Annotated in this window: 30 protein-coding genes; 18 read left to right on the top strand and 12 right to left on the bottom strand. The window is 68.1% G+C overall.

Translation table 11 applies throughout. From position 1 onward, the window contains the following. Positions 1-67 precede the first annotated feature (67 nt). The 7 genes from AC6CCG_RS05800 to AC6CCG_RS05770 are packed head-to-tail and all read left to right on the top strand — an operon-like array spanning position 68 to position 5,314. Positions 68-760: a glycosyltransferase family 2 protein gene (locus tag AC6CCG_RS05800; RefSeq protein WP_496653522.1), complete on the top strand. Its 693-nt coding sequence runs from the start codon at positions 68-70 to the stop codon at positions 758-760. After that, on the top strand, positions 757-1,512 hold the full coding sequence (locus tag AC6CCG_RS05795; RefSeq protein WP_496653521.1) for a TIGR04282 family arsenosugar biosynthesis glycosyltransferase: 756 nt from the start codon (positions 757-759) through the stop codon (positions 1,510-1,512). The genes AC6CCG_RS05800 and AC6CCG_RS05795 overlap by 4 nt, the downstream gene beginning before the upstream one ends. Beyond that, positions 1,509-2,171, top strand: coding sequence for a methyltransferase domain-containing protein (locus AC6CCG_RS05790; protein ID WP_496653520.1), 663 nt, complete (start codon positions 1,509-1,511; stop codon positions 2,169-2,171). The genes AC6CCG_RS05795 and AC6CCG_RS05790 overlap by 4 nt, the downstream gene beginning before the upstream one ends. Then, positions 2,168-3,313 (top strand): molybdopterin-dependent oxidoreductase, encoded by a 1,146-nt coding sequence (locus tag AC6CCG_RS05785; RefSeq protein ID WP_496653519.1) that lies wholly within the window; start codon positions 2,168-2,170, stop codon positions 3,311-3,313. The genes AC6CCG_RS05790 and AC6CCG_RS05785 overlap by 4 nt, the downstream gene beginning before the upstream one ends. Then, positions 3,310-3,750, top strand: coding sequence for a hypothetical protein (locus tag AC6CCG_RS05780; protein ID WP_496653518.1), 441 nt, complete (start codon positions 3,310-3,312; stop codon positions 3,748-3,750). The genes AC6CCG_RS05785 and AC6CCG_RS05780 overlap by 4 nt, the downstream gene beginning before the upstream one ends. Further along, positions 3,750-4,790, top strand: a complete 1,041-nt coding sequence (locus AC6CCG_RS05775; protein WP_496653517.1) for an NAD-dependent epimerase/dehydratase family protein — start codon at positions 3,750-3,752, stop codon at positions 4,788-4,790. The genes AC6CCG_RS05780 and AC6CCG_RS05775 overlap by 1 nt, the downstream gene beginning before the upstream one ends. Before the next feature lie 50 nt (positions 4,791-4,840). Further along, on the top strand, positions 4,841-5,314 hold the full coding sequence (locus AC6CCG_RS05770; protein WP_496653516.1) for a PPOX class F420-dependent oxidoreductase: 474 nt from the start codon (positions 4,841-4,843) through the stop codon (positions 5,312-5,314). A 5-nt stretch (positions 5,315-5,319) separates the two neighbouring features. Here AC6CCG_RS05770 and AC6CCG_RS05765 read toward each other — a convergent pair whose 3' ends face one another. Beyond that, the gene (locus AC6CCG_RS05765; protein WP_496653515.1) at positions 5,320-5,955 is read right to left on the bottom strand and encodes a TetR/AcrR family transcriptional regulator; all 636 of its coding nucleotides are present in this window, start codon (positions 5,953-5,955) and stop codon (positions 5,320-5,322) included. 80 nt (positions 5,956-6,035) lie between these two features. After that, on the bottom strand, positions 6,036-6,470 hold the full coding sequence (locus tag AC6CCG_RS05760; protein ID WP_496653514.1) for an ester cyclase: 435 nt from the start codon (positions 6,468-6,470) through the stop codon (positions 6,036-6,038). 64 nt (positions 6,471-6,534) lie between these two features. On the opposite strand from AC6CCG_RS05760, the gene AC6CCG_RS05755 reads away from it, so the two are divergent. Then, entirely contained in the window at positions 6,535-7,110 is a 576-nt protein-coding gene (locus AC6CCG_RS05755; protein WP_496653513.1) for a P-loop nucleotide/nucleoside kinase family protein, read from the top strand. Here the strand turns inward: AC6CCG_RS05755 and AC6CCG_RS05750 are convergent. From AC6CCG_RS05750 to AC6CCG_RS05740, 3 genes are read right to left on the bottom strand one after another with little or no spacing between them, the layout of a single operon-like run. Further along, positions 7,089-7,889 (bottom strand): ABC transporter permease, encoded by an 801-nt coding sequence (locus tag AC6CCG_RS05750; protein WP_496653512.1) that lies wholly within the window; start codon positions 7,887-7,889, stop codon positions 7,089-7,091. The two genes, AC6CCG_RS05755 and AC6CCG_RS05750, sit on opposite strands and share 22 nt — an antisense overlap. Then, the gene (locus tag AC6CCG_RS05745) at positions 7,886-8,734 is read right to left on the bottom strand and encodes an ABC transporter permease (RefSeq protein ID WP_496653511.1); all 849 of its coding nucleotides are present in this window, start codon (positions 8,732-8,734) and stop codon (positions 7,886-7,888) included. The genes AC6CCG_RS05750 and AC6CCG_RS05745 overlap by 4 nt, the downstream gene beginning before the upstream one ends. Beyond that, a complete protein-coding gene (locus AC6CCG_RS05740) occupies positions 8,727-9,737 on the bottom strand; it encodes an ABC transporter ATP-binding protein (protein WP_496653510.1) in 1,011 nt (336 codons plus the stop codon). The genes AC6CCG_RS05745 and AC6CCG_RS05740 overlap by 8 nt, the downstream gene beginning before the upstream one ends. Before the next feature lie 155 nt (positions 9,738-9,892). Here AC6CCG_RS05740 and AC6CCG_RS05735 point away from each other — a divergent pair, with 155 nt between their 5' ends. Then, positions 9,893-10,138 carry a helix-turn-helix domain-containing protein gene (locus tag AC6CCG_RS05735; protein ID WP_496653509.1) on the top strand — a complete coding sequence of 82 codons (246 nt, stop codon included), beginning with the start codon at positions 9,893-9,895 and terminating at the stop codon, positions 10,136-10,138. Next, positions 10,116-11,345 carry a type II toxin-antitoxin system HipA family toxin gene (locus tag AC6CCG_RS05730; protein WP_496653508.1) on the top strand — a complete coding sequence of 410 codons (1,230 nt, stop codon included), beginning with the start codon at positions 10,116-10,118 and terminating at the stop codon, positions 11,343-11,345. The genes AC6CCG_RS05735 and AC6CCG_RS05730 overlap by 23 nt, the downstream gene beginning before the upstream one ends. A 17-nt stretch (positions 11,346-11,362) precedes the next feature. Here the strand turns inward: AC6CCG_RS05730 and AC6CCG_RS05725 are convergent, their stop codons facing one another. Both AC6CCG_RS05725 and AC6CCG_RS05720 read right to left on the bottom strand, forming a co-directional pair. Next, positions 11,363-11,812 carry an SMI1/KNR4 family protein gene (locus tag AC6CCG_RS05725; protein ID WP_496653507.1) on the bottom strand — a complete coding sequence of 150 codons (450 nt, stop codon included), beginning with the start codon at positions 11,810-11,812 and terminating at the stop codon, positions 11,363-11,365. After that, complete coding sequence (locus AC6CCG_RS05720; RefSeq protein ID WP_496653506.1) at positions 11,809-12,330, bottom strand: HNH endonuclease; 522 nt, start codon at positions 12,328-12,330, stop codon at positions 11,809-11,811. Before AC6CCG_RS05720 ends, AC6CCG_RS05725 begins: the two co-directional genes overlap by 4 nt. Positions 12,331-12,556: 226 nt before the next feature. On the opposite strand from AC6CCG_RS05720, the gene AC6CCG_RS05715 reads away from it, so the two are divergent. Together AC6CCG_RS05715 and AC6CCG_RS05710 are read left to right on the top strand one after the other, a co-directional pair. Next, positions 12,557-13,012 carry a helix-turn-helix domain-containing protein gene (locus tag AC6CCG_RS05715; RefSeq protein ID WP_496653505.1) on the top strand — a complete coding sequence of 152 codons (456 nt, stop codon included), beginning with the start codon at positions 12,557-12,559 and terminating at the stop codon, positions 13,010-13,012. Positions 13,013-13,026: 14 nt separating this feature from the next. Beyond that, a complete protein-coding gene (locus AC6CCG_RS05710) occupies positions 13,027-13,713 on the top strand; it encodes a hypothetical protein (RefSeq protein ID WP_496653504.1) in 687 nt (228 codons plus the stop codon). A 97-nt stretch (positions 13,714-13,810) separates the two neighbouring features. Here the strand turns inward: AC6CCG_RS05710 and AC6CCG_RS05705 are convergent, their stop codons facing one another. Beyond that, the gene (locus tag AC6CCG_RS05705; protein WP_496653503.1) at positions 13,811-14,257 is read right to left on the bottom strand and encodes a hypothetical protein; all 447 of its coding nucleotides are present in this window, start codon (positions 14,255-14,257) and stop codon (positions 13,811-13,813) included. Between the two features lie 137 nt (positions 14,258-14,394). Here AC6CCG_RS05705 and AC6CCG_RS05700 point away from each other — a divergent pair, with 137 nt between their 5' ends. From AC6CCG_RS05700 to AC6CCG_RS05680, 5 genes are all read left to right on the top strand, one after another. After that, on the top strand, positions 14,395-15,570 hold the full coding sequence (locus AC6CCG_RS05700; protein ID WP_496653502.1) for an IS30 family transposase: 1,176 nt from the start codon (positions 14,395-14,397) through the stop codon (positions 15,568-15,570). Positions 15,571-15,650: 80 nt separating this feature from the next. Beyond that, entirely contained in the window at positions 15,651-17,078 is a 1,428-nt protein-coding gene (locus tag AC6CCG_RS05695) for a DUF3375 domain-containing protein (RefSeq protein ID WP_496653501.1), read from the top strand. After that, positions 17,075-17,659, top strand: coding sequence for a DUF4194 domain-containing protein (locus AC6CCG_RS05690; RefSeq protein ID WP_496653500.1), 585 nt, complete (start codon positions 17,075-17,077; stop codon positions 17,657-17,659). The genes AC6CCG_RS05695 and AC6CCG_RS05690 overlap by 4 nt, the downstream gene beginning before the upstream one ends. Then, positions 17,652-21,056 (top strand): ATP-binding protein, encoded by a 3,405-nt coding sequence (locus AC6CCG_RS05685; protein WP_496653499.1) that lies wholly within the window; start codon positions 17,652-17,654, stop codon positions 21,054-21,056. The genes AC6CCG_RS05690 and AC6CCG_RS05685 overlap by 8 nt, the downstream gene beginning before the upstream one ends. Beyond that, positions 21,053-22,207 (top strand): Wadjet anti-phage system protein JetD domain-containing protein, encoded by a 1,155-nt coding sequence (locus AC6CCG_RS05680; protein ID WP_496653498.1) that lies wholly within the window; start codon positions 21,053-21,055, stop codon positions 22,205-22,207. Before AC6CCG_RS05685 ends, AC6CCG_RS05680 begins: the two co-directional genes overlap by 4 nt. A gap of 1 nt (position 22,208) precedes the next feature. On the opposite strand, the gene AC6CCG_RS05675 is transcribed toward AC6CCG_RS05680, so the two are convergent. Further along, positions 22,209-22,817, bottom strand: a complete 609-nt coding sequence (locus AC6CCG_RS05675) for a hypothetical protein (protein ID WP_496653497.1) — start codon at positions 22,815-22,817, stop codon at positions 22,209-22,211. A gap of 101 nt (positions 22,818-22,918) precedes the next feature. On the opposite strand from AC6CCG_RS05675, the gene AC6CCG_RS05670 reads away from it, so the two are divergent. Then, positions 22,919-23,581: a hypothetical protein gene (locus AC6CCG_RS05670; RefSeq protein WP_496653496.1), complete on the top strand. Its 663-nt coding sequence runs from the start codon at positions 22,919-22,921 to the stop codon at positions 23,579-23,581. Here AC6CCG_RS05670 and AC6CCG_RS05665 read toward each other — a convergent pair. The 3 genes from AC6CCG_RS05665 to AC6CCG_RS05655 form a co-directional block, all read right to left on the bottom strand. After that, entirely contained in the window at positions 23,521-24,144 is a 624-nt protein-coding gene (locus AC6CCG_RS05665) for a hypothetical protein (protein WP_496653495.1), read from the bottom strand. The two genes, AC6CCG_RS05670 and AC6CCG_RS05665, sit on opposite strands and share 61 nt — an antisense overlap. A 501-nt stretch (positions 24,145-24,645) precedes the next feature. After that, positions 24,646-25,710, bottom strand: coding sequence for an SPFH domain-containing protein (locus AC6CCG_RS05660; RefSeq protein ID WP_496653494.1), 1,065 nt, complete (start codon positions 25,708-25,710; stop codon positions 24,646-24,648). Between the two features lie 24 nt (positions 25,711-25,734). Further along, complete coding sequence (locus tag AC6CCG_RS05655) at positions 25,735-26,172, bottom strand: NfeD family protein (protein WP_496653493.1); 438 nt, start codon at positions 26,170-26,172, stop codon at positions 25,735-25,737. Between the last annotated feature and the right edge of the window lie 42 nt (positions 26,173-26,214).

Genomic DNA, 26,214 nt, shown 5'->3' with positions numbered 1-26,214 from the left:
GACCCGAAAGAGATCGGTAAGAACCTGGCCCTCGATCCGTAAGGGTCGTTCTTCCTAGGTTCGAGGCATGGAGCATCGGGTCGACGTCATCCTCCCCTGCCTCGACGAGGCGGCCGCGCTGCCCTGGATCATGGGCCGGCTGCCGCGCCGTTACCGGGCGATCGTGGTGGACAACGGCTCCCGCGACGGCAGCGAACTGGTCGCCGCCGAGCTCGGCGCGCTGGTGGTCCGGGAACCGCGGCGCGGCTACGGGGCGGCGGTGCAGGCGGGACTCGCCGCGGCGACGGCCGACCTGGTCGTGATCATGGACTGCGACGCCACCATCGACCCGGTGGAGCTGCCCGCGCTGGTCGCCGCCCTGGTCGAGGGGCCCGTCGACCTGGTCTGCGGCCGGCGCCGGCCGACCGGACGACGATCCTGGCCGCTGCACTCCCGGCTCGCGAACGCCGCCCTGGCGGCGTTGCTCAGCCTGGGCGGCCGGGTCCGGCTGCACGACCTGGCCCCGGTCCGGGTCGCCTGGCGCCGGCCGCTGCTCGGGCTGAACCTCACCGACGCCCGGTACGGCTATCCGCTGCAGACCCTGCTGCGGGCGGCTCGGGCCGGCTGGCGGGTGGTCGAGCGGGACGTGAGCTACCGGCCCCGCCCGGACGGCACCCGGTCCAAGATCACCGGCACCCTGCGCGGCACCGTCGCGGTCGCCGCCGACATGCTGCGGGTGGCCCGGGCCGAGGCACGACCGGAGGGCGGTGCGGCCCGGTGATCGCGACGGTGTTGATCATGGCCAAGGCGCCGGAGCCCGGCCGGGTGAAGACCCGGCTCTGCCCGCCGCTGACGCACCACGAGGCTGCCGCCCTCGCCGCCGCAGCGCTGACCGACACCCTGACCGCGGTCGGGGCGACGCCCCGGGTCCGGCGGGTCCTCGCCCTGAGCGGAGACCTGGACCAGGCCCTCGGTGCTTCCATGATCAACGGTGCCCTGGCCGGCTTCCGCGTGATCAGGCAGCGCGGCGTCGGACTGGCCGAGCGGATCGTCCAGGCGCACCTGGACTCCGGACCGGGTCCGGTGTTCCAGGTCGGCATGGACACCCCGCAGTTGACGCCTGAGTTGATCATGGGCGCCGTCGGCGACCTGGTCCGCCGGGACGGGCCGGACGCGGTGCTCGGACCGGCCGAGGACGGGGGCTGGTGGGGGCTCGGGCTGCGCCGACCGGACCGGGCAGGACCGGTCGGCGCGGTCGCGATGTCGACGCCGAGCACCGGCACGGACACGCTGGCGGCGCTGCGGGCGGACGGACTTCGGGTGGGCCTGCTGCCGGTGCTACGCGACGTGGACACCGCCGCGGACGCCGAGGCGGTGGCGGCCACGGCTCCGGCGACCAGGTTCGCCGGACTGGTCGGCACGCTGATCCGCCACCCGACGCGCACTGAGCCTGTCGACGTGCCGAGCCGGATCGCTCCTCGCCCTTCGACAAGCTCAGGAAACGAGTCCGACACCAGGACCGGAGCGCGATGATCACCGCCCCGGTACAGATCCCGCCCCGGCTCAGCCCGCTCCGGCTCTACGCGGCCGCGCTGGACGGCCGGCCCACGACCATGATCACCGATTCCGGCGACGAGCAACGACTGCCCGTGCAGGCCTGGGCCGGCTCGGCCGGCGCCGCGGACCGGGTCCTGCTCGACCGGTGCACCGGGCCGACGCTCGACCTCGGTTGCGGGCCCGGCCGACTGACCCAGGCCCTGCAGACCACCGGAGCCCCCGTGCTCGGGGTCGACGTCTCCCCCAGCGCCGTCCGCGCCGCCGTCGGCCGCGGCGTCGTCGCCCTGCGCCGGGACCTGTTCGCACCGCTGCCCGCCGAGGGCCGGTGGCAGACGATCCTGCTGGCCGACGGCAACATCGGGATCGGGGGCGACGCGGTCCGGCTGCTCGCCCGCTGCCGCGCGCTGCTGGCGTCGGCCGGGCGGGTCCTGCTCGACCTGGCCGAGCCGGGCACCGGCTACGTCCGCCGCCAGGTCCGGCTGGCCGCGGTCGGCCGGGTCAGCGGCTGGTTCCCGTGGTGCTGGATCGATCACCGGGCGCTCGCCGTACTGGCGGAGTGGTGTGGGCTGCGACTGGCGGACCACTGGACCGCGCGCGATCGGTGGCAGGCCGAACTGATCACGGTGCAGCCATGATGATCAAGGACCTCCGGCCGCCGCGCGAGGAGGACTTCCGGTCCCCGCTCCGCTCGGCCACCCTGACCAGCCTGATCGGGATCGCCCTCGGGGTCGTCTTCACCGTCTGCCTGATCACCGGACTGATCAGTCACCTGATCCAGCACCCGCCGGACTGGTTCGCCTGGCCGACCGGGCCGTCCTGGTTGTACCGGGTCACCCAGGGCGTGCACGTGACGACCGGGATGGTCTCGATTCCCTTGCTGGCCGTGAAACTGTGGTCGGTCGCACCGAAGTTCTGGCACCGGTTCCCGATCGCCCTCTCGAAGGCGACCATGATCGCCGTGATCGAGCGCGGCACCATTCTGCTGCTCGTCGGCAGCGCGTTCTTCGAGGTGCTGACCGGACTGCTCAACGTCGCCGAGGCGTACCTGTGGCCGTTCTTCTTCCCCGAGGTGCACCACCTGATGGCGTGGGTGTTGATCGGGTCGGTGGCCCTGCACGTGGCCGTCAAGCTCCCGGTGATCGTCAGCGCCGTCCGTCGCGAGGCGCGGGCCCGGACGCCCGCCGGCACCACGGTCACCCGGCGGCAACTGTTGGGCGGCATCACCGCCGCCGGCGCGCTGATCGCGGTCGCCACGCTCGGCGACAAGATCCCGGCCCTGCGCGGGGTCTCCTTCCTGGCGCAGCGGTCCGGCACCGGACCGCAAGGACTCCCGGTGAACCGCACCGCGGCCGCCGCCGGCATCACGGCCGACCAGGTCGGCGCCGGCTACCGGTTGACCGTCGCCGGGTCCCGGACCGTCGACCTCACCCTGGCCGAGCTCACGGCCCTGCCGCAGCAGACGGTCGAGTTGCCGATCGCCTGCGTCGAGGGCTGGTCCCAGCTCGCGACCTGGACCGGCGTCCGGCTGGCCGACCTGCTGGCGCTGACCGATGATCGCGCGTTCGGCGAGGTCCGGATGGTGTCCTTCGACGCCGGTCCGTACGGGCGCAGTGTGGTCCCGCGGCCGTTGGCCCTGCATCCGGACACCCTGATCGCGCTCTCCCTGAACGGCGAGGTGCTCGATCATGATCACGGGTTCCCGGCCCGGCTGATCGCGCCGAATCGGCCGGGCGCGCTGCAGACCAAGTGGCTGACCAGGATCGAGGTCGTGCGATGAGGCCGCCGAGCCCCGTGACCGTGATCAGGATCGCCGTCGGGGTGGCCGGCGCGGCCGGCATCGGCTACGGCCTGCTCCTGGCCCTGACCACGTTCAGGCGCTGGCCCGACGTGATCGCCGCCGCGCTCTGGTTCGGCCTGCCGCCGGTCGTGTTCGACCTACTGCTGGTGCCGGTGATCGGACTCCTCGGCACCCTGGTCGCCGCTCGAGCCGCCGGCCCCTGGAAGGCCCCGTTGATCGTCGGCATGATCATCAGCAGTGCACTGCTGGTGATCGCGGCGCCGTTCGTGTCCGGGATCGGCCGGCGTCCCGACAACCCGTCGCTGCTGGACCGCCCGTACCTGCTCGGCACCGCGATCGCGCTGGCCGTGATCTGGGCCGGCATCGGCCTCTGGGGCGGCATCCGGGCCGCAGTCCAACCACGAAAGGGATCCTGATGCGTGTCCTGGTCACCGGAGCCGCCGGCTTCATCGGGTCGACGATCATGGACCGGCTCCGGGCGGCCGGCCACGACGCGGTCGGCCTGGACCTGCTGCTGCCGAAGGCCCATCCCGGCGCGGCGCGGCCGGACTGGGCGGATCCGGAGCTGATCATCGGCGACCTCCGGGACGCCGCGGTGGTCGACCGGGCGCTGGCCGGCGTCGACGCGGTGTGCCACCAGGCGGCGATGGTGGGGGTCGGCGTGGACGTGCAGGATCTGCCCGACTACACCGCGCACAACCTGCTCGGCACGGCCGTGCTGCTCGCCGGGATGGCGCGGGCCGGCGTCCGGCGGCTGGTGCTCGCGTCCTCGATGGTGGTCTACGGGCCGGGCGGCTACCGCTGCCTGGGCGACGGCCCGGTCCGGCCGCTGCCCCGCCGGCCGGAGGACCTGGCGGCCGGCCGGTACGAGCCCCGCTGCCCGCACTGCGCCGCGGACCTGGTCGACACCTCCGTCGACGAGAGCGCGCCGGCCGACCCGCAGAACACGTACGCGGTGACGAAGCACGGCCAGGAACTGCTGGCTGCCTCTTGGGCCCGCGAGACCGGCGCCGCCGTCACCGCGCTGCGCTACCACAACGTGTACGGCCCGCGGATGCCGCGGGACACTCCGTACGCGGGCGTCGCGTCGATCTTCCGGTCGGCGCTGGCCGCCGGAGCGCCGCCGCGTGTGTACGAGGACGGACGGCAACGGCGCGACTTCGTCCACGTCCACGACGTCGCCCGGGCCAACCAGCTCGCGCTGGAACGCCTGGTCGCCGAGCCGGGCCACGAGTTGCTGCCGCTGAACATCGCCTCCGGCGACCCGCACACGGTCGCGGAGCTGGCCGAGGTCCTGTCCGCCACACTGGCCGGCCCGGCGCCGGTGATCGTCGGCGGCGGGCGGGCCACCGACGCGCGGCACATCGTCGCCTCGCCGGCCCGGGCCCGCGCCGTGCTCGGGTTCACCGCCCGGATCGGCTTCGCCGACGGGGTCGCCGGGCTGACTGCTGACTGACATACAACGATCGATTTTGTCCTTGCAACGATCGTTGTACCCTTGGCGACATGTCCTTCACCACCGCAGAGATCGAGTACATGCGTTCGCAACCGGTCGGCCGGATCGGAACGGTCGACGGCGACGGCCAGCCCGACGCCGTGCCGATCGGGATCGAGTTCGACGGCCGCTACTTCTACGTCGGCGGCGGTCACGAGCCCCAGAAGACCCGGAAGTTCCTCAACGTCGCCGGCGGCCAGGAGAAGGTCGTCCTGCTCTGGGACGACGTGGTCGCGATCAAGCCCTGGACGCCGCGCTTCCTCCGCGTCTACGGCACCGGCGACTTCGTCGACCACGAAGGGATGTTCGGCCCCGGGACCTACCTGCGGATCACACCGACCGTCTCCTGGAGCTGGAACCTGGAGTCACAGCCGTTCGACGGTTCGAACGATCGCGAGTTCGTGCCTCGCCGGACGGTGCACCGTGCCGACGAGGGAGCACCGGCCGGCGAGCCGGTGAGCACGATCCTGCCGAACTCCGGCTGACCGGTTCAGCCGCGGTAGCCGTACAGGAAGGTGCGGACCCCCGCGGCGACCATCTCGCCGCGGTCGTCGTCGCTCAACGCCCCGGCCTGCAGGGAAGGATTCGGCACCGTGATGAGGACGGCGAAATGGTGCGCGGCGCGCTGCGGGTCGTCCACGTCGAGCAGGCCCTGGTCGGAGAGCCGGGCCAGCCGGTCGGCCAGTGCGTCCAGCACCCGGCGTGGCCCGGCCTCCTGCCAGGCCTTGATCGCGCGGCGCGGAATGTGACCCGACTCGGCGTTGATCTGCCGGACCAGCGCCGAGTGATCGGCATAGTCCGGCATCGGCGTGACCCAGGCCAGCCCGAACTCGATCAGGTCGGCCTCGAGATCGGTCACCTTGCGCAGATAGCTCTCGATGACCGCGATCTGAGCGTCGGCGACCCGGCTCGCGCTCTCCTTGATCACGACCTGGAACAGCTCCGCCTTGTCCTGGAAGTGGTTGTAGATCGTCCTGGTCGAGACGCCGGCCTTGGCCGCGATGGCGTCGATGCTGGCCCGGGTATAGCCGTCCCGGGCGAAGATCGTCAGGGCGCCGTCGAGAATGGCTCGGCGTTTGTCGGCGAGGCCGCCCGCCGGTCGCGTCCTGGTCGCCCTTCCGGCCATGGAATCCTCCTCCTGCACCCTGCGTTGTCGCGCCTACAGTACGCGTTGCAGGCCGTACGGGCTGCTGACCGGATCCCGGGTCAGCCGAAGGAGGCCGGATCCGGCGGGGCCGTGGTGCCGAGCTGGATCCGCGCACCGTACTCGTCCCGGATGCCCCAGTGCTCGGCCAGCCGGTCGCCCTCGGTGCGATAGATGTGCGCGGTCTCCATCCGGTACGTCTTCCCGGCGGCACCCGGCCCGTGCACGGCGTCGACGCCGATCCCGGTCCCGGTGGCCCGGATCACCACCCGGTCGGCCGTCTCGATCACGTCCTGGATCTCGTACTTCAGTTGCAGGACCGTGGTCACGAAGGTCAGGATCTGCCGGTAGCCGGCCGGCCCGGGCGGGATCGGGAACGGCGAACCATGATCGACGAAGTCGGCCGTGACCGCCTCGTCGAGACAGGACAGGTCGCCGCTGTTGATCCCGTCCATCACGCGCAGCGCCGCCGGCAGCGCCGGATTGATCGAAGTCATGGCAGTCCTTCACTGTGGTCGGAGTGGCTGCTTCCGCAGTCGACCCTATGCCCCAGGAGCCACCGTGCAGCCAGCCGAGCAGCGAGCGACCGTGTATCTGATCGTCGGGCTCCCCGGCGCCGGCAAGACCACCCGCGCCAAGGAACTCGAGCTCAGCGCGCCGGCGCTGCGGCTGACGCCGGACGAGTGGCAGATCATGCTGTTCGGCGATCGGAACCCGCCGGACCAGCGCGACCTCGTCGAGGGCAAGTTGATCCAGCTCGGCATGCGGGTCGCCGAGCTGGGCACCAATGTCGTCCTCGACTTCGGGCTCTGGAGCAAGGACGAACGATCGGCGCTGCGGTGGATCGCGAACGCGGTGGGCGCGCGCAGCCGAGTCGTCTATCTGCCGATCGACCACCAGGAGCAACGCAGGCGGGTCACCAGCCGGTTCGCGGCGACGCCGGATCAGACGTTCCGGATGAGCGACGTCGAGCTCGAGCAATGGCGGGCTCGGTTCGAGGCGCCGGACGACGAACTGTTCGGTGCCCGGATCCCTCCCGCGCCACCTGGGCACGCGAACTGGTCCGCGTGGGCCGCGCAACGGTGGCCGTCCTGGCCCGGCCGCGAACCCAGGGCTCAGGCCGAGGCACCGGTGTAGCGGCGGAGGGCGAAGAACCAGAACACGCGGGAGCCGACGAAGAACAGGAGCGCCACGCCGACCGACAGCAACGTCGTGAGCAGGTCGAGCGTGCCGGACAGTGCCTGGGCCGGGACCGTCACAGCGAAGCCGACCGGGATCACGAAGGTGAGCACCACCCTCAACCAGCCCGGGAAGATCGTCACCGGCCAGCGCCCGGCCTGGCCGAACACCGAGCCGAAGATCGCCATGATGTTGTCCAGCTTGACGAACCAGAACGCGCAGGTGCCGAGCAGCAGGATGAAGCTGTAGACGATCACCACGCCACAGATCAGCGTGATCAGGAACGCCAGCACACCGAGCGGCGCGACGCTGTCCAGTTGGACGCCGGCCCAGATGATCACGCCGACGCCGAGCACCGAGTCCGCCAGCGCCGCCGGTGAGATCCGCTGCACGCTCGCCAGCAGCTGGGAGTCGGCCGGCTTGGTGAGCGTGAAATCGAAGGTGCCGAGCCGGATCCCCTCCATCATCGCCTCCACCGACGGCCGGATCACCATGCCGATCAGCCCGGAGATCATGAAGTGGATCCCGACCAGCAGCATCATTCCGGCGCTGGTCCAGCCGTCCAGGGTGGCGGTCTGGGAGAAGATCACCCAGAGCCCGATCACCTGCGCCAGCAGAGTGATCACCGCGTTGATCACGGCGATGAAGAACTCGCCCCGGTACTGCATGAAGTTCAGCATGCCGAGCCGGACGTAGGTCCGGATGATCAGCCCGCCGTGGCGGAGCTGGGCCATCATGCGCCCACCGCCGAGTAGTGGCGCAGCGCCCGGGACCAGACCAGGCGCAACACGATGATCGCCACGATGATCCAGCCGGCCTGCATCGCGTACCCGTACAGAATGTCGAGACCGGTGCGCCGGCCCATCGCGACCTCGACCGGGAAGGCCAGCGACCAGGAGAACGGCGCCCACTGGGCGACGACGGCGAAGGCGGCCGGCATCACCGCGAGCGGCGCGAAGCCGCCGCCGAGGAACAGCTGGACCGAGAAGTAGAGGTTGTTCAGCGCCGAGACCTTGGTCAGCCAGAACGCGCTCAGCGCCAGCACCCACTCGATCGCGAATCGGAGCACCGCGGCACCGATCAGAGCCGGAACGAAGGCGAGCAGCTGCAGGGGCCGGATCCCGGACAGGTCGGCGCCGAAGATGATCATCAGCAGGATCGCGCCGGGCAGCACGCCGAACAGCCCGATGATCTTGTACGACACGTTGTCGATGATGTCCTTGTGGATGGGATGGATCGGCCGCAGCAGCAGCGGCGAGAAGGCGCCCTCCCGGATCCGCCACTCGAACTCCCACATCAGCCAGATGAAGGTGAGGTGCTCGACCACCATCATGATCGCGAAATAGGTGACGAACTGGCCCGCCGTGTAACCGCCGACGGTGCCGGACGGGCCGGCGACCGTCTGCCAGACGACGATCATGACCAGCGGCTGGATCACCGACGTGACGACCCAGATCATCACCTGGCCGCGGTAGGCGAGATTGACCTGGGTCGACGCGACGAACTCGCCGCGGTAGTAGTCGCGCAGCGCCCGCCACGGCAGGTGCCGGAAGTCCGGTGCGCGAACGGCTGTGTCAGACATCGGCACCCGGTTCCGGTGCCGACGTCGCGAACACCTTTTCGATCACGGTCTCGATCGGCTGGTCCTCGATCGTCAGATCGGCGACCGGGAGCTTGGACAGCAGCCGTGCGGCGACCTCCGGCGTCCGGCTGGCCGGTGCCTGGATCCGCCAGCCCGACCCGGTCGACTCCAGTGGCGCCCCGTTGATCATGGCGGCGACATCGCTCTGCTCGACCCGGTGTCCCTCGGTCAGCTCGACGGTGATCGTCTTGTCGGCGGCGAACCGGCGGACCAGCCCGGACAGCAGTCCGTCGTAGAGCAGTTCGCCGTGGTGGATCACCACGACCCGCCGGCAGAGCGCCTCGACGTCGGCCATGTAGTGACTGGTCAAGATCACGCACGCGCCGGTGCGAGCGTTGTATTCGGCGACGAAGGACCGGATCCGGCGCTGCATCGCGACGTCCAGCCCGATCGTCGGCTCGTCCAGGAACAGCACCTGCGGCCGGTGCAGCAGCGAGCCGGCGAACTCGCACTTCATCCGCTCGCCGAGGGACAGGTTGCGGGCCGGCTTGCGGAGCAGGTCCTGCAACTCGAGCAGCTCGGTCAGTTCGTCCAGCCGGGTGGCGAAGTCGGTGTCGTCGATCTGGAAGATCGCCTTGTTCAGCCGGTACGAGTCGATCACCGGGATGTCCCACTGCAACTGGCTCCGCTGCCCCATGATCAACGCCATCTGGCCGAGATAGCTGCGGTCCCGCTTCCACGGCGTGTAGCCCAGCACCGTCGCACCGCCGGACGTCGGGTACAGCAGCCCGGACAGCATCTTCAGCGTGGTCGTCTTCCCGGCGCCGTTCGGCCCGAGGAACCCGACCACCTCCCCCGGCTCGATGCTCAGGCTGATGTCCTTGACCGCCTCGACCTCCCGAGTCCGCCGCTTGACCAAGGCCGCCACCGCCGCCTTGATCCCCCCTTCACGCTCCGGAACGACGTACGTCTTGCGGAGTCGGTCCACCACAATCGCTGGCATGGCAGGACCCTAACCGCCGGCACCGACGTTTCGTCAGGGCGAACTTCTACCTCTCCCGCTTCCTCCATCATCGGGAAATCCCGATACCACGGCACGATCGTGAAATCCCGATAGAACCGAGGTATTCTGAAATCCCGATACCCCGGAGGTCGCCCGTGGCGAAGCACCTGGCGCGCCTGCGTGCGCCTGCCGACTTCGGGCTGGCCATCCAGCAGGCGCGGATGGCACGCGGCCTGTCGCAGAGCGAGCTGGCCGAAGCGCTCGGCGTCAGTCAGAGCACGATCAGCGAGATCGAGGGCGGCAAGTCGACGATCTATCTGCGCCGCGTCCTGGCGCTGGCTCGAGCGACCGGCATCGAGTTCACCGCGAGCTGGGAAGATGATCATGCGACTGGCCGTTGAGCTGTACGGACGCCTGGTCGGCAGGATCGAGGGGGACGCCCGAGATTTCGACTTCGTTCCGGACACAGGCGCCATCGAACAGTTCGGCGCCAACAGCCCGGTCCTGTCCGTGATCATCCCCCTGACGCCGACCCTGCGCCGGGATCGCTCCGCGCGCCGCCGAACCTGGTTCGAGGAGTTGCTGCCCGAGGGCGACCAGTACGAGTTCATGCTGGCCAGTAGCGGAATCCGCCGCGGCGACACGCCATCCTTTCTCGCCCGTTACGGCCGCGATGTCGCCGGTGCCCTGCAGATCTGGGATCTCGACGACCCGACGGAGCCGAGAACGCCCGCGCTCAAGCCGGCGACCGCGGCCGAGGTCCGCCGGCTCCTCGAGGACCCGATCAACACCCCACTGGGAAACGAACCAGTACAGGGAAAATCGTCTCTGGGCGGCGTTCAGCCGAAGATCGTTCTGGTGCGGACCGAGCAGGGCTGGGCGCAGTCGCTCGGCGGCTACCCGACGACGCACATTCTCAAGCCGCAACTCGACGGTGAGATCAGCACGATCATCTTCGACGAGGAGTTCGGCTCACGCGTCGCCCGCCGCATGGGGCTGGCGAAATTCGAGACGTCGATCGAGGAATTCCATGGCCTACCGGCACTCGTCATCGAGCGCTACGACCGCCGGAACGGCGAGCGGATTCACCAGGAAGACTTCAGCCAGGCTCTCGGGGCGCGGAGGAACGAGAAGTACCAGGAGTTCGGTGGAGTCGTCAGCCTTCGTCGCATCGCCGAGATCCTGAAACGGCACGCCCCCGATGCGGACCTGCGTCGCCTTGCCCGCATGGTGGTCCTCGCGGTGGCGATCGGCAATCTCGACCTGCACACCAAGAACCTCAGCCTTCTCCATCCAGCGGACGGAGAAGTGCGGCTCGCGCCCGCCTACGACGTCGTGCCCCAGGCCCACCTGCGGAACGACGGCAAGCTCGCCCTTGCGGTCAACAAGACGTACCACCATTCGGCGATCACCCGCGACGACCTCGAAGCAGAAGTCACGAGCTGGGGGTTGCGGCGAGCCGCCGTGCTGATCGACGACACCCTGGACGAACTCGCGGCCGTGGTCGGCGGCGAGACTCCGCAGGATCGCGCGTTTCCACGGCTCCAGGAGCAGCTCTCCGCGTTCATCGACCGACTACGGGCAGGACAGCCGATCGGAGAACCGTAGCCGGGTGCCGCCGAAGGTCAGGACCGCATCTTCGGTTCCGGGAAGTCCATCGCCAAAAAGGAGTCCCAGTCGTCGGCCAGCCGGATCATGATCTCGCGGCTGGGCTCGTCCAGGATGCCTTCCACCTCTGCCTTCCAAGAGCTCGCCCACCAGACCGAGCCCTCGTCGTCCCCTTTGATCTTGATCGCCAGCGAACCGCCGAAGCTGATCGTCACCTGCAGGTAGTCATCGGGGATCAGGTCGTTCAAGGAGGACCGGTTGATCGACGGCAGCGACTCGACCGCGTCGATCTCGGAGAACGTACCCTCGCCGACGCCGGGCACCCGGGTGTATTCCCCCACCAGGCAACCGTTGGTCTGCTTCAACCAGTTCCGGTACTGCACGGGGAGCCGTACCCCCAATTCGGTCTCGACCGCAGCGATCTGCTCCTCCGAGGCCGGAGCCTCGGGTTCAATCGCCAACCTCATCCATGGATCCTTTCCTGGATCACCCGTACACCGCCCCAATGCCGCACATCGCTGTGAAGATCACGGTCCAGGAGGAGCAGCGTCTTGCCGTCCTCGTGATGATGCCAGACCGTTCCCCTGGGCTGCCGGGAAAGTCCAGCACCGAGGTTGGATCTCCTGAAGTCAGTCTCGTAGTCGCCCACGAAGCCTTCCTCGAAGGGCACGGCGGCGATCGCGTAGTCCTCGAACTGCGGAAATCCCTCGTAGGAGAAGGGAACACCGTCCGGGTACTTCTCGTGCAGGGTCGGGTTCCAGTAGTCGCGATAGACCGTCCCGGCCCGGCTCCGGTTCGACCAGTTGGTGGCGCCGACCGCCCGCTCGGCGTTCGGCGCCAGCTCGGCGATCCGCTCCTGCCGTTCCGCCTCAGTCAGGCTCGGGTCGTACTTCGATCGCGGACCGCCCAACTCCCTCGGTGGCGACACCTCAGGCCGCTCCTCGGTGTGGCCCGCTTCGGTACTCCTGGGCTCATCGACGGCCATGGCGGTCACCTCCCGCAGTCATCTCCCATCGAACCTGGTGCGGCAGGCATCAGCCACAACTCTTCGGCCGATGGCCTCTCCCGCGTCACCCCGTTGTCCCACAACGGTTTGCGGAGGATTCGATGATCAAGATCGAGTGACCGGCACTGCTGCGACTGCGACAAGCTGACTACGAATGCGTAGTCAGGTTCCGAAGACTACGCAAAGGTAGTCACGGGAGGGCGGCGTGGCGTACACGGAACTGATCTCGAGCCCCGAATCCCTGGGCAACGTCCTGCGCCAGGCCAGGCGCCCCAACGGTCTAAGCCAACGCGAACTCGCCCGCTGGCTCGGCACCACCCAGCGCTACATCTGGGAATTCGAAGCCGGCAAGCATTCGATCGTCGTCGACCGCCTGTTCGCCCTGCTGGGCCTGACCGGCACCAGCCTCATCGCGGTGATCGACCCGGATCACGCCGACGTGGCCCGACCCGCGACGTCGCGGTCGGCCCGACCGCCGGCGAGGCGACACGCGGGACGTGAACTCGGATTCGACTGGATACCCGACGAGATCTTCGAATCTGGGCAGGGATTTCGTCCATCACAGAATTGTCGGATCCTACCGCATCCCATCCGTCCCTGCGTTCCAGCGGAACCCGGATCCGAGTGCTCATCCTTGGTGGGCTGGGTGCGGCCGCGATAGCCGCGGGGTTCCTCGTGATCTTGATCAGCACGCGGGAGGGTGGTGGCGCAGCCCTCGTCGCCGTCGGAGGGGTCCTCCTGCTGTTCGCTGCCTTCGGTGACCGACTGGAGAGTCGCAAGTACGGCGATCTCGAACTCGTGCTCCGGAGGAAGGCCGAAGCTGCGGCCGATGCGGGGGACGTGGCGGCCGCCGCAGACCTTGCGCGCGCGGCCGATCGGATCGGTGCCCGCATGCACGGCACAGCGGAGTCGTACCGCGCGGCGAGGAGAGACCTTCCGTCAGGACCCGAGCGCACAGCCGCCCTGGAACGGCTGATCGACCAGGCTCGCGCGGACGGTCGTGATCGCGCGGTCGACCCAGATGAGGTTCGCCGACAGTTCTGGACTGGTAACGAGGATTTGCGCATTTGGGCGCTCGGTGTCTTGCAGGAGCGTCTCGACCTGGTCACTCCGCGGATGGTGCTCAACGCCGTTGAACGCCCCGATCATCTGTTCGACCAGTTCCACGGGCTCGTCCTCGCCGACAGGTACGTATCGATGTCCACCACCCGACAGTTGGCAGGGAGGCGGATCATCAGGTCCGTCCTTGGGCGAGTGGAGTCGGGCGATTTCGATCACGACCTCGACTGTCGTTCCTTGGCGATGGCAATCCTCGCCAAGGAACGCGGTACGGATCGGCCACATCAAACCAAGACCGAATGACGTGGCACGGGATTGCATCTCAAAGCGATCCGGAGGCCGGATTTCGGCCTCGAGGCGGCATTGAGATGCCATCCAGTGCCACTTGGCGAAGGCAGGGTCAGCGCTGGGTTAGCGAGTTGCGTTCGACGGCGGCGACCTTGGACTTGGCCTCGTCCACGGCGGCCGCGGCCTGCTCGGCGGCCTCCAGGGCGGCGGTCGAAGCGTCGTGGCCGTTCTTGCCGTCGGTCAGTTCGCGGGCGCTGTCGTCCGCTTTCGCGGGCGGCTCGCCGGTGTCCTGCTTCGGCAGCGGAATCTGACTGGCGGCATGATCACCGAAGGCCTCGGTGACGGACTTGATCGCCTGGGTCAACTCGCCGGGGATCACCCAGAACGTACTGTTCTCGCCGCCGCCCAACTGGGGCAGCATCTGCAGGTACTTGTAGGCCAGCACCTTCGGGTCGGCGTTGTTGCAGTGTACGGACTGGAAGACCTGCTCGATCGCCTTCGCGTCGCCGTCCGCCCGGGGCAGGGATCGAGTGGCGGGATATCGGCGTGATTCCTGCACGGTCCGCGTCAATACCTCACCGCTGGGGCGCATTACCACCTTGGACTCAAGTGGTGAACGCAACTCCGAGCTGAGTGGAGTTGTTGATGGGTTTTCGCGGTCGTGGGCGTCCGGAGGGCGGTCGGCTTCCGGACTCGATGCGTGATGCGTTCTGGGATGCCTTGCGGACTGGGATCACGGTGAAGGCGGCGTCAGCGGCGGCTGGCGTGTCACGGTTCACGGGGGCCGGGTGGCTGGCCGAGGCTGGCGGGGTGAGACCACGAACGGTGAACCCGGTCTTGGAAGCGTCGATCACGCCGGGAAAAGGGAGGTTGGACTTCGTCACTCGCTGCCGGATCGAGGACCTGCTCCGGGCCCGATACCGGCCGGTGCGGATCGGTGAGTTGCTGGGTCGGCCGACCGCGACGATCACCCGGGAGATCGCCCGGGGCCGGACCGGCCCGGAGGGCCCGTATCGGGCGGTGATCGCTCAGGGCCGAGTGGATGAGAACCGGCGGCGGCCTCGGGCCCGGAAGCTGGCGCCGGGGACTCGACTGTTCACCGAGGTGCTGCAACGCTTGAAGAAGCGGCACAGTCCGGAGCAGATCGCGAACCGGCTGCATGCCGAGTTTCCCGACGATCCGGAGATGTGGGTGTCTCACGAAACGATCTACCAGGCCTTGTTCGTGCAAGCCCGTGGGGAACTGCGCGAGGAGGTCAAGGCCGCGTTGCGGTCCGGTCGGACCCGCCGCAAGGTCCGCGGCCGGGCCAGCGCCGACGGGCCGAAGCTACGCGGGATGATCAACATCAGCGAGCGCCCTGCCGAGGCCGCTGACCGGGCTGTCCCGGGCCACTGGGAGGGTGATCTGATCATCGGCGCCAAGGGCTTGTCCGCGGTCGGGACGCTGGTCGAACGCAGCACGGGCTTCGTTGTGCTGCTGCATCTTCGCGGTGATCGCACCGCCGCCACCCTCGCGGAGGCGATCACCGCCAAGATCCCGGAGATTCCCGAGATCCTGTGCCGATCATTGACCTGGGACCAGGGCCGCGAGATGGCACTGCACACCAAGATCACCGAGGCCACCGGACTCCCGATCTACTTCTGCGACCCGCACTCGCCCTGGCAGCGGGGCACCAACGAGAACACCAACGGGCTCCTGCGGCAGTACCTCCCCAAGGGCACCGACCTCTCCTTCTACGGGCCCGGCATGCTCGACAACATCGCAGCCGAACTCAACGCCAGACCCCGCAAACGCCACGACTGGAAGACCCCGGCCGAGAAACTCGAGGAACTACTATCCGAACCAACCGATTCCGTTGCGTTCACCGCTTGAATCCAAGCACCCCACGAGGTCGCTACCGTTGTCGGCGGGGTCATTTAGGCTCCTGCATCGCAAGGAGCGGAGGGCGACGGGTGGAGTTCGAGGCGATCGAGGCGCTGCGGGATCGGCATCCCGCCTGGCGACTGCTCCGTGCGGACAACGCGGCGCTGATCCTCGGCTTCCTCGGTTCCCATTTCGTCGAAGGCAATCGGGGCTCGACGCCGGCCAACGAGCTGATCAGCGGGCTCGACGACTACCTGTACGAGATCAACGCCACGGCTGCCGAGCCGCGTTTCCCAAGGCCGCCACAGGGCTATTTGGAGGCCTGGTCGCAGCCGGAGTCCGGATGGCTGCGGCGGTTCTATCCGACCCGGTCGGACGAGGTGCATTACGACGCGACGGCGGAATTCGAGAAGGCGTACAGCTGGGTCACCGGCCTGCGCGCCCGCGCCTTCGTGGGTACGGAGTCCAGGCTGCACATCCTGGTCGACCTGCTGCGCCAGATCGTGCACGGCACCGAGGCGGACCCGGACACCCGGATCGCCATGCTGCGCCGGGAGCGGGACGAGCTCGACCGCCGCATTGCCGAGGCCGAGGCCGGGAACCTCGACCTGCTCGGCGACACCGCGGTCCGGGACCGCTATCAGCAGTTCGCCAGGACGGCACGAGAGTTGCTGTCGGACTTCCGCGAGGTCGAGGAGAACTTCCGGCTGCTCGACCGCGCCGCCCGGGAGCGGATCGCTTCCTGGGATGGGTCGAAGGGCGAGCTGCTCGCCGAACTGGTGGCCAGCCGCTCCGACATCGCCGGTTCCGATCAGGGCAGCAGCTTCCAGGCGTTCTACGACTTCCTACTCTCCGAGGCGCGGCAGGACGAACTCGGCGAGCTGCTGAACCAGGTGCAGTCGCTGGCTCCGATCGACGCGGACCGGCGGCTCGCCTCGATCCACCACGACTGGGCCGAGGCGGCCGAACGGACCCAGCAGACGGTCAGGCAGATCTCCGAACAACTGCGCCGTTTCCTCGATGATCAAGTCTGGCTGGAGAATCGGCGGGTGCTGGAGCTGGTCCGCTCGATCGAGGCGGCCGCCCTGGCCTGCCGGGACGACCCGCCGGCCGAGGGGCTGACCGTCGACCTGCCTGGCGTGCCGATCATGCTGCCGTTCGAACGCCCGCTCTACGATGCGCGGCCGGCCGCCCGGGTGGACAGCCTGCTGGCGCCGACCGGCGAGGAGGATTTCGATCTGTCCGCCCTGTTCGGGCAGTCGTTCGTCGATCAGGCCCGGCTTGCCGAGAACATCCGCGCGGTGCTCCCGGAACGGAGCTCCACCCTGCTATCCGACATCGTCGAGTTCTATCCCGTCACTCAGGGCGCCGCGGAGATCATCGGCTACCTCTCGCTGAACGAAGCCGATCTTGCCGTCGACCTCGACGAGGCCGAGGAGACGATCATCGACTACCGCGATCCGGAGGGGTGCAGCCGACGGGCCCGGCTGCCGAAAGTGACGGTGAGCCGGCAGTGAGAACCGCGGAGGAGCAGGCGATCGCGACCGCGATCATCGAACTGATGCGAGGGGTCGTCTATCGCGAGACCCAGGAGACGGTGTGGCAGTCGCTTGATCGATTCGGGCCGGCGGTTCGTGATCATTTCGGCGCGATCGGCGTGGAGCTCGTTGTCGACGACGTCGAGGGGTACGCCTATCTCCGCAGTGAACCGGTCGACGACGAGGGCGAGGAACTCCCCCGGCTGGTCCGGCGGCGCAGCCTCACCTACAACGTCAGCCTGCTGTTGGTCCTGCTGCGCAAGCGGTTGGTCGAGTTCGAGACCAAGGGCGCCGAGGGCAAGCTGGTGCTCAGCAAAGATCAACTCGTCGACCTCCTGCGGGTCTTCCTGGCCGATTCCACCAACGAGGCGAGGGTGATCGACCGGGCCGAGACGACGATCAAGCAGGTCGCCGAGCTTGGCTTTCTGCGTCCGTTGCGCGGGCAGCCGGACCAGTGGGAGGTGCGACGAATTCTCAAGGCCTACGTCGACGCCCAGACGCTGTCGGACTACGCGGGCAAGCTGCGCGAGTACGCCGGCGGCGGTGATCAGGATGAGTAGCGGACTGTTCTCGGCGATCGAGCTCGACCGCGGGCACCGGGCCGGCTACCGACTGCACCGGATCGAGTTGTTCAACTGGGGCACGTTCGACGGCCGGGTGTGGCAGCTCACGCCGGACGGTGAGACCTCCCTGCTCACCGGCGACATCGGCAGCGGCAAGTCCACCCTGGTCGACGCGATCACCACGCTGTTGCTGCCGGCGCACCGGATCGCCTACAACAAGGCGGCCGGCGCCGAGTCCCGGGAGCGTACGCTGCGCAGTTACGTCGAGGGACATTACAAGTCGGAGCGGATCGAGCGCACTGGCACCTCGAAGGCGGTCGGGCTTCGTGATCACACGTCGTACTCGGTGATCTTGGGGGTCTTCGGCAACGAGGGCCACGACGAGACGGTGACGCTGGCCCAGGTGTTCCACCAGAAGGACCGGGCCGGTCAGCCGGACCGCTTCTTCGTCACGTCGGACAAGCCGCTGTCGATTGAGGCCGACTTCACCGACTTCGGTGCCGACCTGGGCGAGCTGCGCCGCCGGTTGCGGTCCTCGGGCTCGGTGATCAGTAACGTCTATCCTGAGTACGCGCGGCAACTGCGCCGAGCCCTCGGGATCAAGTCCGACCAGGCGCTCGACCTGTTCCACCAGACCGTGTCGATGAAGTCGGTCGGCAACCTCAACGAGTTCGTCCGCAACCACATGCTCGAACCGGCTGACGCGGCCGAACGGGTGGACGCGATCATCGGTCACTTCGAGGATCTGACGAAGGCGCACGAGGCGGTACGGCGAGCGCGCGAGCAACTGGCTGCGCTAGAACCGCTGGTCGCGACCGCCGAGCGGTACGACAACGCGCTGGATCGCCGGAGCGGTCTGGAGCGGCAGCGCGACGCGGTCCGGCTCTATTTCGCCGAGTTGCGGATCGCGTTGCTCAGCGAAGAGATCGAGGGTCACGAGTCCCACCAGCAAGGTCATCGAGACGAGCTCGCCGAGGCCGAGTTGGAGCAGGACCGGCTCCGGGAGCGCGGCGAGGGGCTGATCACGCAGCGTGCCGCGGTCGGGGGCGACCGGGTCGCCCAGCTGGAACGCGACGAGGCCGTCGCCCGCGCAGAGGCCGAGAGCCGGCGGCAGCGCTTCGACCGGTTCAGTCATCAGCTCGAAACCGCGGGCCTGGCTCCGGTGACCGACTCCGCCGGCTTCAGGGCACTGCTTCCGATGATCACGGGGCGGCTAGCCGAGCTGCGTGGGCAGCGTACGGAGCTGGATACCCGGCTGGTCGAGCACGCCGCCCGGCGTTCGGAACTCCGCCGGCAGCAGGAGGAGACCAGGCTCGAGCTCGCCAGCCTAGCCGGCCGCAGCAGCAACCTGCCGAGCAGCCTGCTCGACCTGCGAGACCAGCTCTGCCAGGACCTCGGCCTCGACGTCGAGTCCGTTCCGTTCGCCGGCGAGTTGATCGACGTGGCCGAGGGGTACGAGGCCTGGCGCGGCGCCGCTGAACGGGTGCTGCGCGGTTTCGCGCAGTCCCTGCTGGTCCGGCAGGACGACTACCCGGCGGTGGCCGACTGGGTGAACGGGCGTCGGCTGACGTACCGGCGGCGGGACGGTGAGCGGCGCGGGATGCGGCTGGTCTACGAGCGCGTACCGCTGCGTCAGGTGGCGTTGCAGCCGCCGAGCCACGCAGCGGGACTGCTGCTGGCGCAGACGCTGGAGGTCGCGCCCGGTCCGTTCGAATCTTATCTCGGTGATCAACTTCACCGGCGCGCCGACCACCGGTGCACCGAGTCGCTGGCCGAGTTCCGGCAGGAGCACCGCGCCGTCACGCCGGAGGGCCAGGTCCGTTCCGGTGATCATCACGAGAAGGACGACCGGTCTCGGGTCGACGATCCGCGCACCTGGGTGCTGGGCTGGGCCAACGCGCGCAAGATCGAGGCGCTGACCGCGCACCTGGACGAGCAGCAGCAGGAACTCGACCGGACCGAGCAGGCCCTCCGCGAGATCGACGAGGAGCGCACGAATCTCGACGCCCGTGTCACCGCGCTGGACAAGTTGGAGACCGTCACGGACTGGCGGGATTTGGACTGGCAGGAAGCGGATGGCAGGGCGGACGCGGCGAAGCAGGAGCGGCAGCGGTTGCTGGACGGGACCCCGGAACTCGCCGAGTTGGACCGGCAACTCCAGCTCAATCGGGAGGCGCTGGCCGGGCTCGGCGACAAGATCACGAAGCTCAGTTCACGGATCTCCGTGTTCGACGATCGGATCGGCCGCGCCGACCGGGCCCGCCGGCAGGAGCTCGACTTCGTCGATGACCACACCGATGTCGATCTTGCCGAGGCCAGGTCCCGGTACGACGACCTGACCGATCGGCTGGGCCGGGACCGGCCGACCGAGGCTGATGCCTGTCAGGGCGTGGCCGCCGAGCTGACCCAGCGGCTGCAGCGTGAGGTGGACAGGCTCGGCAAGGAGATCGGCGGCTACATCACCAGCCTGGTCGGTTACATGAACGAGGTCCGCCGCCGCTGGCCGGAAGCGACCACCGAGATGGACGCCGACATCGAGGCCCGCGACGAGTTTCGCTCGTTCCGGGAGCGGGTGGCGACCGACGACCTGCCGGCGTTCGAGGACGAGTTCAAGCGCCAGCTGAACACGAACACGATCCGCGAACTGGCCGGCTTCAACAGCTGGCTGCGACGCCAGTCCGACGAGATCGGCGACCGGATCGACAGGATCAACGAGGCGCTCGGCGCGATCGACTACGCGCCCGGCCGCTACATCAGATTGGAGATGGAGCGGACCGTCAATACGGAGATCCAGGCGTTCCGGTCAGAGCTGCGCGCCGCCACCGACGACGCCCTGGCGCCGGCCGATGATCACTATTCGGAGCAGCGGTTCCTCGACGTGCAGCGGATCATCGAGCGGTTCCGCGGCAGACCCAACCACACCGACGCGGACAAGGCCTGGACCCGGCGGGTGACCGATGTCCGGAACTGGTTTACGTTCTCGGCGTCGGAGCGGGACCGGGAGTCCGACGCGGAATGGGAGCACTACCGCGATTCCGACGGGAAGTCCGGCGGCCAGAAGGAGAAGCTCGCGTACACCATCCTGGCGGCTTCGCTGGCCTACCAGTTCGGGCTGGAGTGGGGTGTTGAGAAATCGAAGGACTTCCGGTTCGCGGTGATCGACGAGGCGTTCGGCCGCGGCTCCGACCTCTCCACCCGATACGCGCTGGAGTTGTTCGCCAAACTCGGCCTGCAACTTCTGATCGTCACTCCGTTGCAGAAGGTGCACATCATCGAGCCGTACGTGCGATCGATCGGATTCGTCGACAACCCGACCGGCAGCTACTCGCGGCTGCAGACACTGACGATCGAGGAGTTCCGTGCCCGCCGTGACGGACGGGCCGAAGGCGGGTGACCGGGAAGCGGTGGACAGCGTCGGCCGAGCTGATCGCCAGGGTCAGGCGCCGCTGGAACGACGGCACCCTGCTGTCGGCGTTCGGCCGTGGCGAACCGTTCCCGGCGTTGGACCTGCCGATCACCGGGCCGACGGCCGCCGAGATCGGGCTGCGGCTCGACGAGGTGCGGGCCTGGATCGCCGACCTGGAGAGCGGGGCTCAGGACGGCCGGCGATATCTGATCGACTATGCAGCGATCGGCGGCCGGCACTTCGGCCGCAACCAGATCCCGGCCCGGGCCCGGATTGAAACCTACGACCAAGCCTGGGCCATGCTCGGCGTCTCCCGCCAAGCGAGCCGGTTCCGAGCCATCCTCGACCTCGCCGCTTCGACCTCCAGGGTGCAGGGCTGGATGATCAAGAATCCGCTGAAGACTCTCGCCGCCGACCCGGAATGGCCGGGCCTGCTGGCTGCCTACGCCTGGCTCGACGGCGCCCGCGGCTCCGGCCACTACCTGCGCGAGATCAGTGCCCCCGGCGTGGACACGAAGTTTGTCGAGCGGCATCGGAGCCTGCTCGGTCAGCTCCTCGGCGTTTCCCAGACGTCGCAGGGATTCCTGGCCGACTTGGGGTTGCGGGCGAAGCCGGACCTGATCCGGGTCCGCTTCGACCCGGCCGTCCTCGCCCTGCCCTCCTGCCTGACCGAGGCCACGCTGCGGGTCGAGGAACTGGCCGCGCTCCCCGCCGAGGTCGAATCGGCGATGATCATCGAGAACGAGATCACCTTCCTCTCCGTCCCCGTACCCGACCGCGGCATGATCATCTGGGGCAAGGGCTTCGAGGTCGACCGCGCCGGCGCGATGCCCTGGCTCGCCGGCTCCGCGATCACCTACTGGGGCGACCTGGACACCCACGGCTTCGCGATCTTGAATCAACTCCGAGCCTGGCTCCCCCAGACCCGCTCAACCCTGATGGACTGGGAGACCCTGCTGGAACACCAAGATCGCTGGGTCCGCGAACCCTCCCCCACCCGGGCCCACCTCAACCGCCTCCAGCCGGCCGAAGAGGCCCTCTACCGCGACCTCGTCTCCGACCGGTATGGCGAGTCCGTACGGCTGGAGCAGGAGCGCCTCGACTGGGCTTGGGTCGATCAGCGACTGTCGGAAACGTGATTCAGCCGGTCCAGGGCTTGTCCCCGCGACGCCGATCGCGTTCCCAGATCATCATGAGCGCCTTGGCTTCGATGGCTTCCAGCGCGGCCAGTACGGGCAGTGCCATCTCGGCGTGCCCGCGATGCAGCAGGACGGACGCCGCACCGAATCTCACCTGGTCCGGCTCCTGCTCCTCCGTCAACGGAGTCAGCAGTTCGAGGAGACGCCCCTCCCTCTCCCAGTAGTCTGCGATCGCCACCGCGTACTCCGTTGCGGCGTTCGACTCCTCCGCCGATGCGGAGATGCGAATGCGCGCCTCGGCGTCCAGAAGCAGGCTCCTGATCGCGTCCCGGGACTCGTCCACCGGATCCCGGCGGTAGCGGGCGAACTCCTGATTCAGCGTGTCGACCCCGAGCTGGTACTGGTCGTCCCACGACACGCCGCGCAGCGCCTCCCGCACGGTCTCGGTCCGCCCCGGGATCAACCTCCCGTACCGCGCCGTTTTCGCGCGCCCCACCGGAGTCGGCACTCGGGCCAGATTGTCGCTGGAATTGATCTGCTCCGGATCGAAGCCGTCCTGCTCCGGTTGCGCCCGATCGTCCGTGCCGTCAGCTCCGTCCACGTCCGTCACCTCCCACATTTTCGTCCTCGACAGCGTCTTGTGACCGGCCCCGGACTCGGTGCCGAATGCGGTGACGCTACCTTGGTCAGCGACTAGAAGTGGGAGCAATCGTGGTCATCCGCAGCAGCGACCGCCTGGTGTCCGTTGACTTCCAGGAGCGGACCGTGCGCCATTGGAACGGTCTCGATCTGGGGCTCGTGGCATCGGTTGTGGCCGAGCACGCAGGTATCAAGGGACAGGGTCTCGGCTACACCCGAGTCGACGGCCGATTGGTCTTCCCGTTCGTGCAAGTCGACGCGGATGCAATAGCCGAGCGCACGAGTATGGGGGAAGGGCCGATTCTGGACCGCTCGGTCCTTCGCGACCGATCAGCGTCTCCGCGGTTGGCTCCACGAACCGCCGTGCAGTTGTCCGGCTACGTCACTGTCGAGCCGTTCAGGGACGTGAAGGACCATCTGGTCGGACTGCGAACCTGGGCCCCGACGTGCGCGGCGATCCCCCTGTGGCGACCGCTCGATCCGTTTCAGGTGGCGCAGTGCGACTACTTCGACCATTGTGCCGTCGCCTGCGACGGCCGGAACGCAATGGCAGCCGGAACGAAATCCACCGTCGACCCGCCGGCCGAACGCCCAAGAACGGCGTGGGATCTCCTTCGCAACGAGCAGATGTTTCAGTTCGCCCTGGACACCGGCATGCTCAGGTTGGACGCAGATCAGGAGCGCAGCTCAAGCCAGCGTCGGATGCCGGTCGGAATCTCCCAGCCGAGCCCTTGAATCGCGATTTCGTCGACTAGGTGGGATGCAACCCGGCAGGACGACAGCCAGCTGCTCACGGGGTCCGTTGAATGCAGAACATGGGCCGAGAGATCCGCCAGCGTCGCGATGGAATGACGGAAGGCGTCCTCGTCGGCGATGATCCAATCGATAGTCTTCCCCTCGCACACGACACAGCTGCACGTCCAGAACGTGACGTCGTCGATGACCCTGATCGCTTCCTGGATCCGGTCCAGTTGCTTGTACATCAGCGCGCGCGGCACGATCGCTGCGGTCTGCCCGCGGTTACGGCCGCCGCCAGATCCCACGGGGAAGATGTGCCTCAAACTGGTCGAGGTCCCCACCGCCCCGACGGCCGCTCCATAGGCGAGCGCTCCGATCGCGCTGACATCACAACGCAGCAGACAAAACGGCACCGGAACGCTGAGGACTTCAATCAGACCACTGATCGCACCAACCAAGCTCAGCGGGTCGACGGTGTGTCCGAGCATCAGTGCGACGGGCAGTCCGACTTGGTCGATCTCATCGCACAACTCATCGACCCACTTGGTCAGCCAGGTCACGTCCAACGGCAGGGCGATGAGCGTCGCTCGGCGTTGTGCGCCTCGGAGCAAAGGTACGAGAACGGTTGGAGTCCGTATTGCGGTGCTCGGTGACCGAGGGGCTTCTGGTTGAGAATAGCGGTGGCGTGTTCGAGCCCTAAGATCGCCTCCATCTGAACAAATCTCACGTTCCAGACTTGGACATGCAGTCGGTGAGGCTTCGGCTGGGGACTCGACGTACAAGCGCTATCTCGAATCTGTCGAGAAAGCCGGGCTCTCGATGAACTGGCGGCAGACCTGGTAGTGCAGGACTCCAAAGGATGCCTCCGACAGTAGATGCCTCGGACGTGCCGATCAACCACAGATCGGTGGAGCAGATGCGATTTCACCTGGATCGATGGAGGCATGGAACTCTAGGCTGCCGGTTTAAATGCCCGGCATTCGCGACCCGTCCGGAGGGTCCATGTGCAGTCGCAGTACTGCCTCGCGTCAGTGCGAATAGGCATCTCCTGAGGGTCAGCGCTAGGTCAGCGAGTTGCGTTCGACGGCGGCGACCTGGGATTTGGCCTCGTCCACGGCGGCCGCGGCCTGCTCGGCGGCCTCCAGGGCGGCGGTCGAGGCGTCGCGGCCGTTCTTGCCGTCGGTCAGTTCGCGGGTGTTGTCGTCCGCTTTCGCGGGCGGTTCGCCGGTGTCCTGCTTCGGCAGCGGGAGCTGGCTGGCGGCATGATCACCGAAGGCCTCGGTGACGGACTTGATCGCCTGGGTCAGCTCGCCGGGGATCACCCAGAACGTACTGTTCTCGCCGCCGCCCAACTGGGGCAGCATCTGCAGGTACTTGTAGGCCAGCACCTTCGGGTCGGCGTTGTTGCGATGCACGGACTGGAAGACCTGCTCGATCGCCTTGGCCTCACCGTCCGCCCGGAGAATGGCGGCCTGTTGATCACCTTGGGCGACCAGGATCTCCTGCTGCCGGGTGCCTTCCGCGGTGAGGATCTTGGCCTGGCGTTCGCCTTCCGCGTGCAGGATCGCGGCCCGCTTGTCGCGTTCCGCGCGCATCTGCTTCTCCATCGCCTCCTTGATCGTGTTCGGCGGGTCGATCGCCTTGATCTCCACCCGGTTGACCCGGATGCCCCACTTGCCGGTCGCCTCGTCCAGCACCTTGCGCAGCTGGTTGTTGATGTTCTCCCGGGAGGTCAGCGTCTGCTCCAGGTCCATGCTGCCGATGACGTTGCGCAGCGTGGTGACGGTGAGCTGATCGATCGCCTGGAGATAGTTCGCGACCTCGTACGCGGCCGCCCGCGGATCGGTGATCTGGTAGTAGAGCACCGTGTCGATGTTGAGCACCAGGTTGTCCTGGGTGATCACCGGCTGCGGGCGGGAGGAGAGCACCTGCTCACGGATGTCCAGCTTGGTGTTGACCCGGTCGGCCAGCGGGATGATGAAGTTCAGGCCTGGCTGCAGCGTCCCGCGATAGCGGCCGAACCGCTCGATGTTGTAGCGGTGCGCCTGCGGCACGATCCGTACCGTGGCGGCGACCAGGAACACGACCACGGCCGCGATGACGATGGACAGTACGAAGATCCCCATGACCCTTCCACCTTTCGAGGTGCGCTAAGGCAGCAACTCCCGTGGATAGACGACAGCCGTGGCACCGTCGATCTCCAGCACGTCGACCATCGTGCCGGCCTCGATCACCTGGTGTTCGTCGTACGAACGCGCCGACCACTCCTCGCCGGCGAGCTTGACCAGCCCCTGCCCCGCCGTGACCTGCTGCAGGACGACGCCCGTCCGGCCGATCAGGGCGTCGCTGCCCTCACGCGTCAGCGGCGGATGTGCCATGTGGCGCCGGGCGATCGGCCGCACCACGAGCAGACCGGCGGCGGCCGCCGCGGCGAACGCGAGCACCTGGATCAGCACCGGGGCACCCAGCCCGGCCGCGAGCGCGGCAACGAGCGCCGCTGCCGCGAGCATCCCGAAGATCAGCGACAGGGTGAAGAACTCCACGACGCCCAAGGCGGCCGCGAGCACGAGCCAAACGATCCACGCCATTGTGTCAACCCATTCCATCGGGGTTGACGATCACTCTAGCTC

The sequence above is a fragment of the Microlunatus sp. YIM B11417 genome (genome assembly GCF_059617205.1).
The sequence above is the reverse complement of the archived record's forward strand: the minus strand, read 5'-3'. Positions and strand labels throughout refer to the sequence as shown.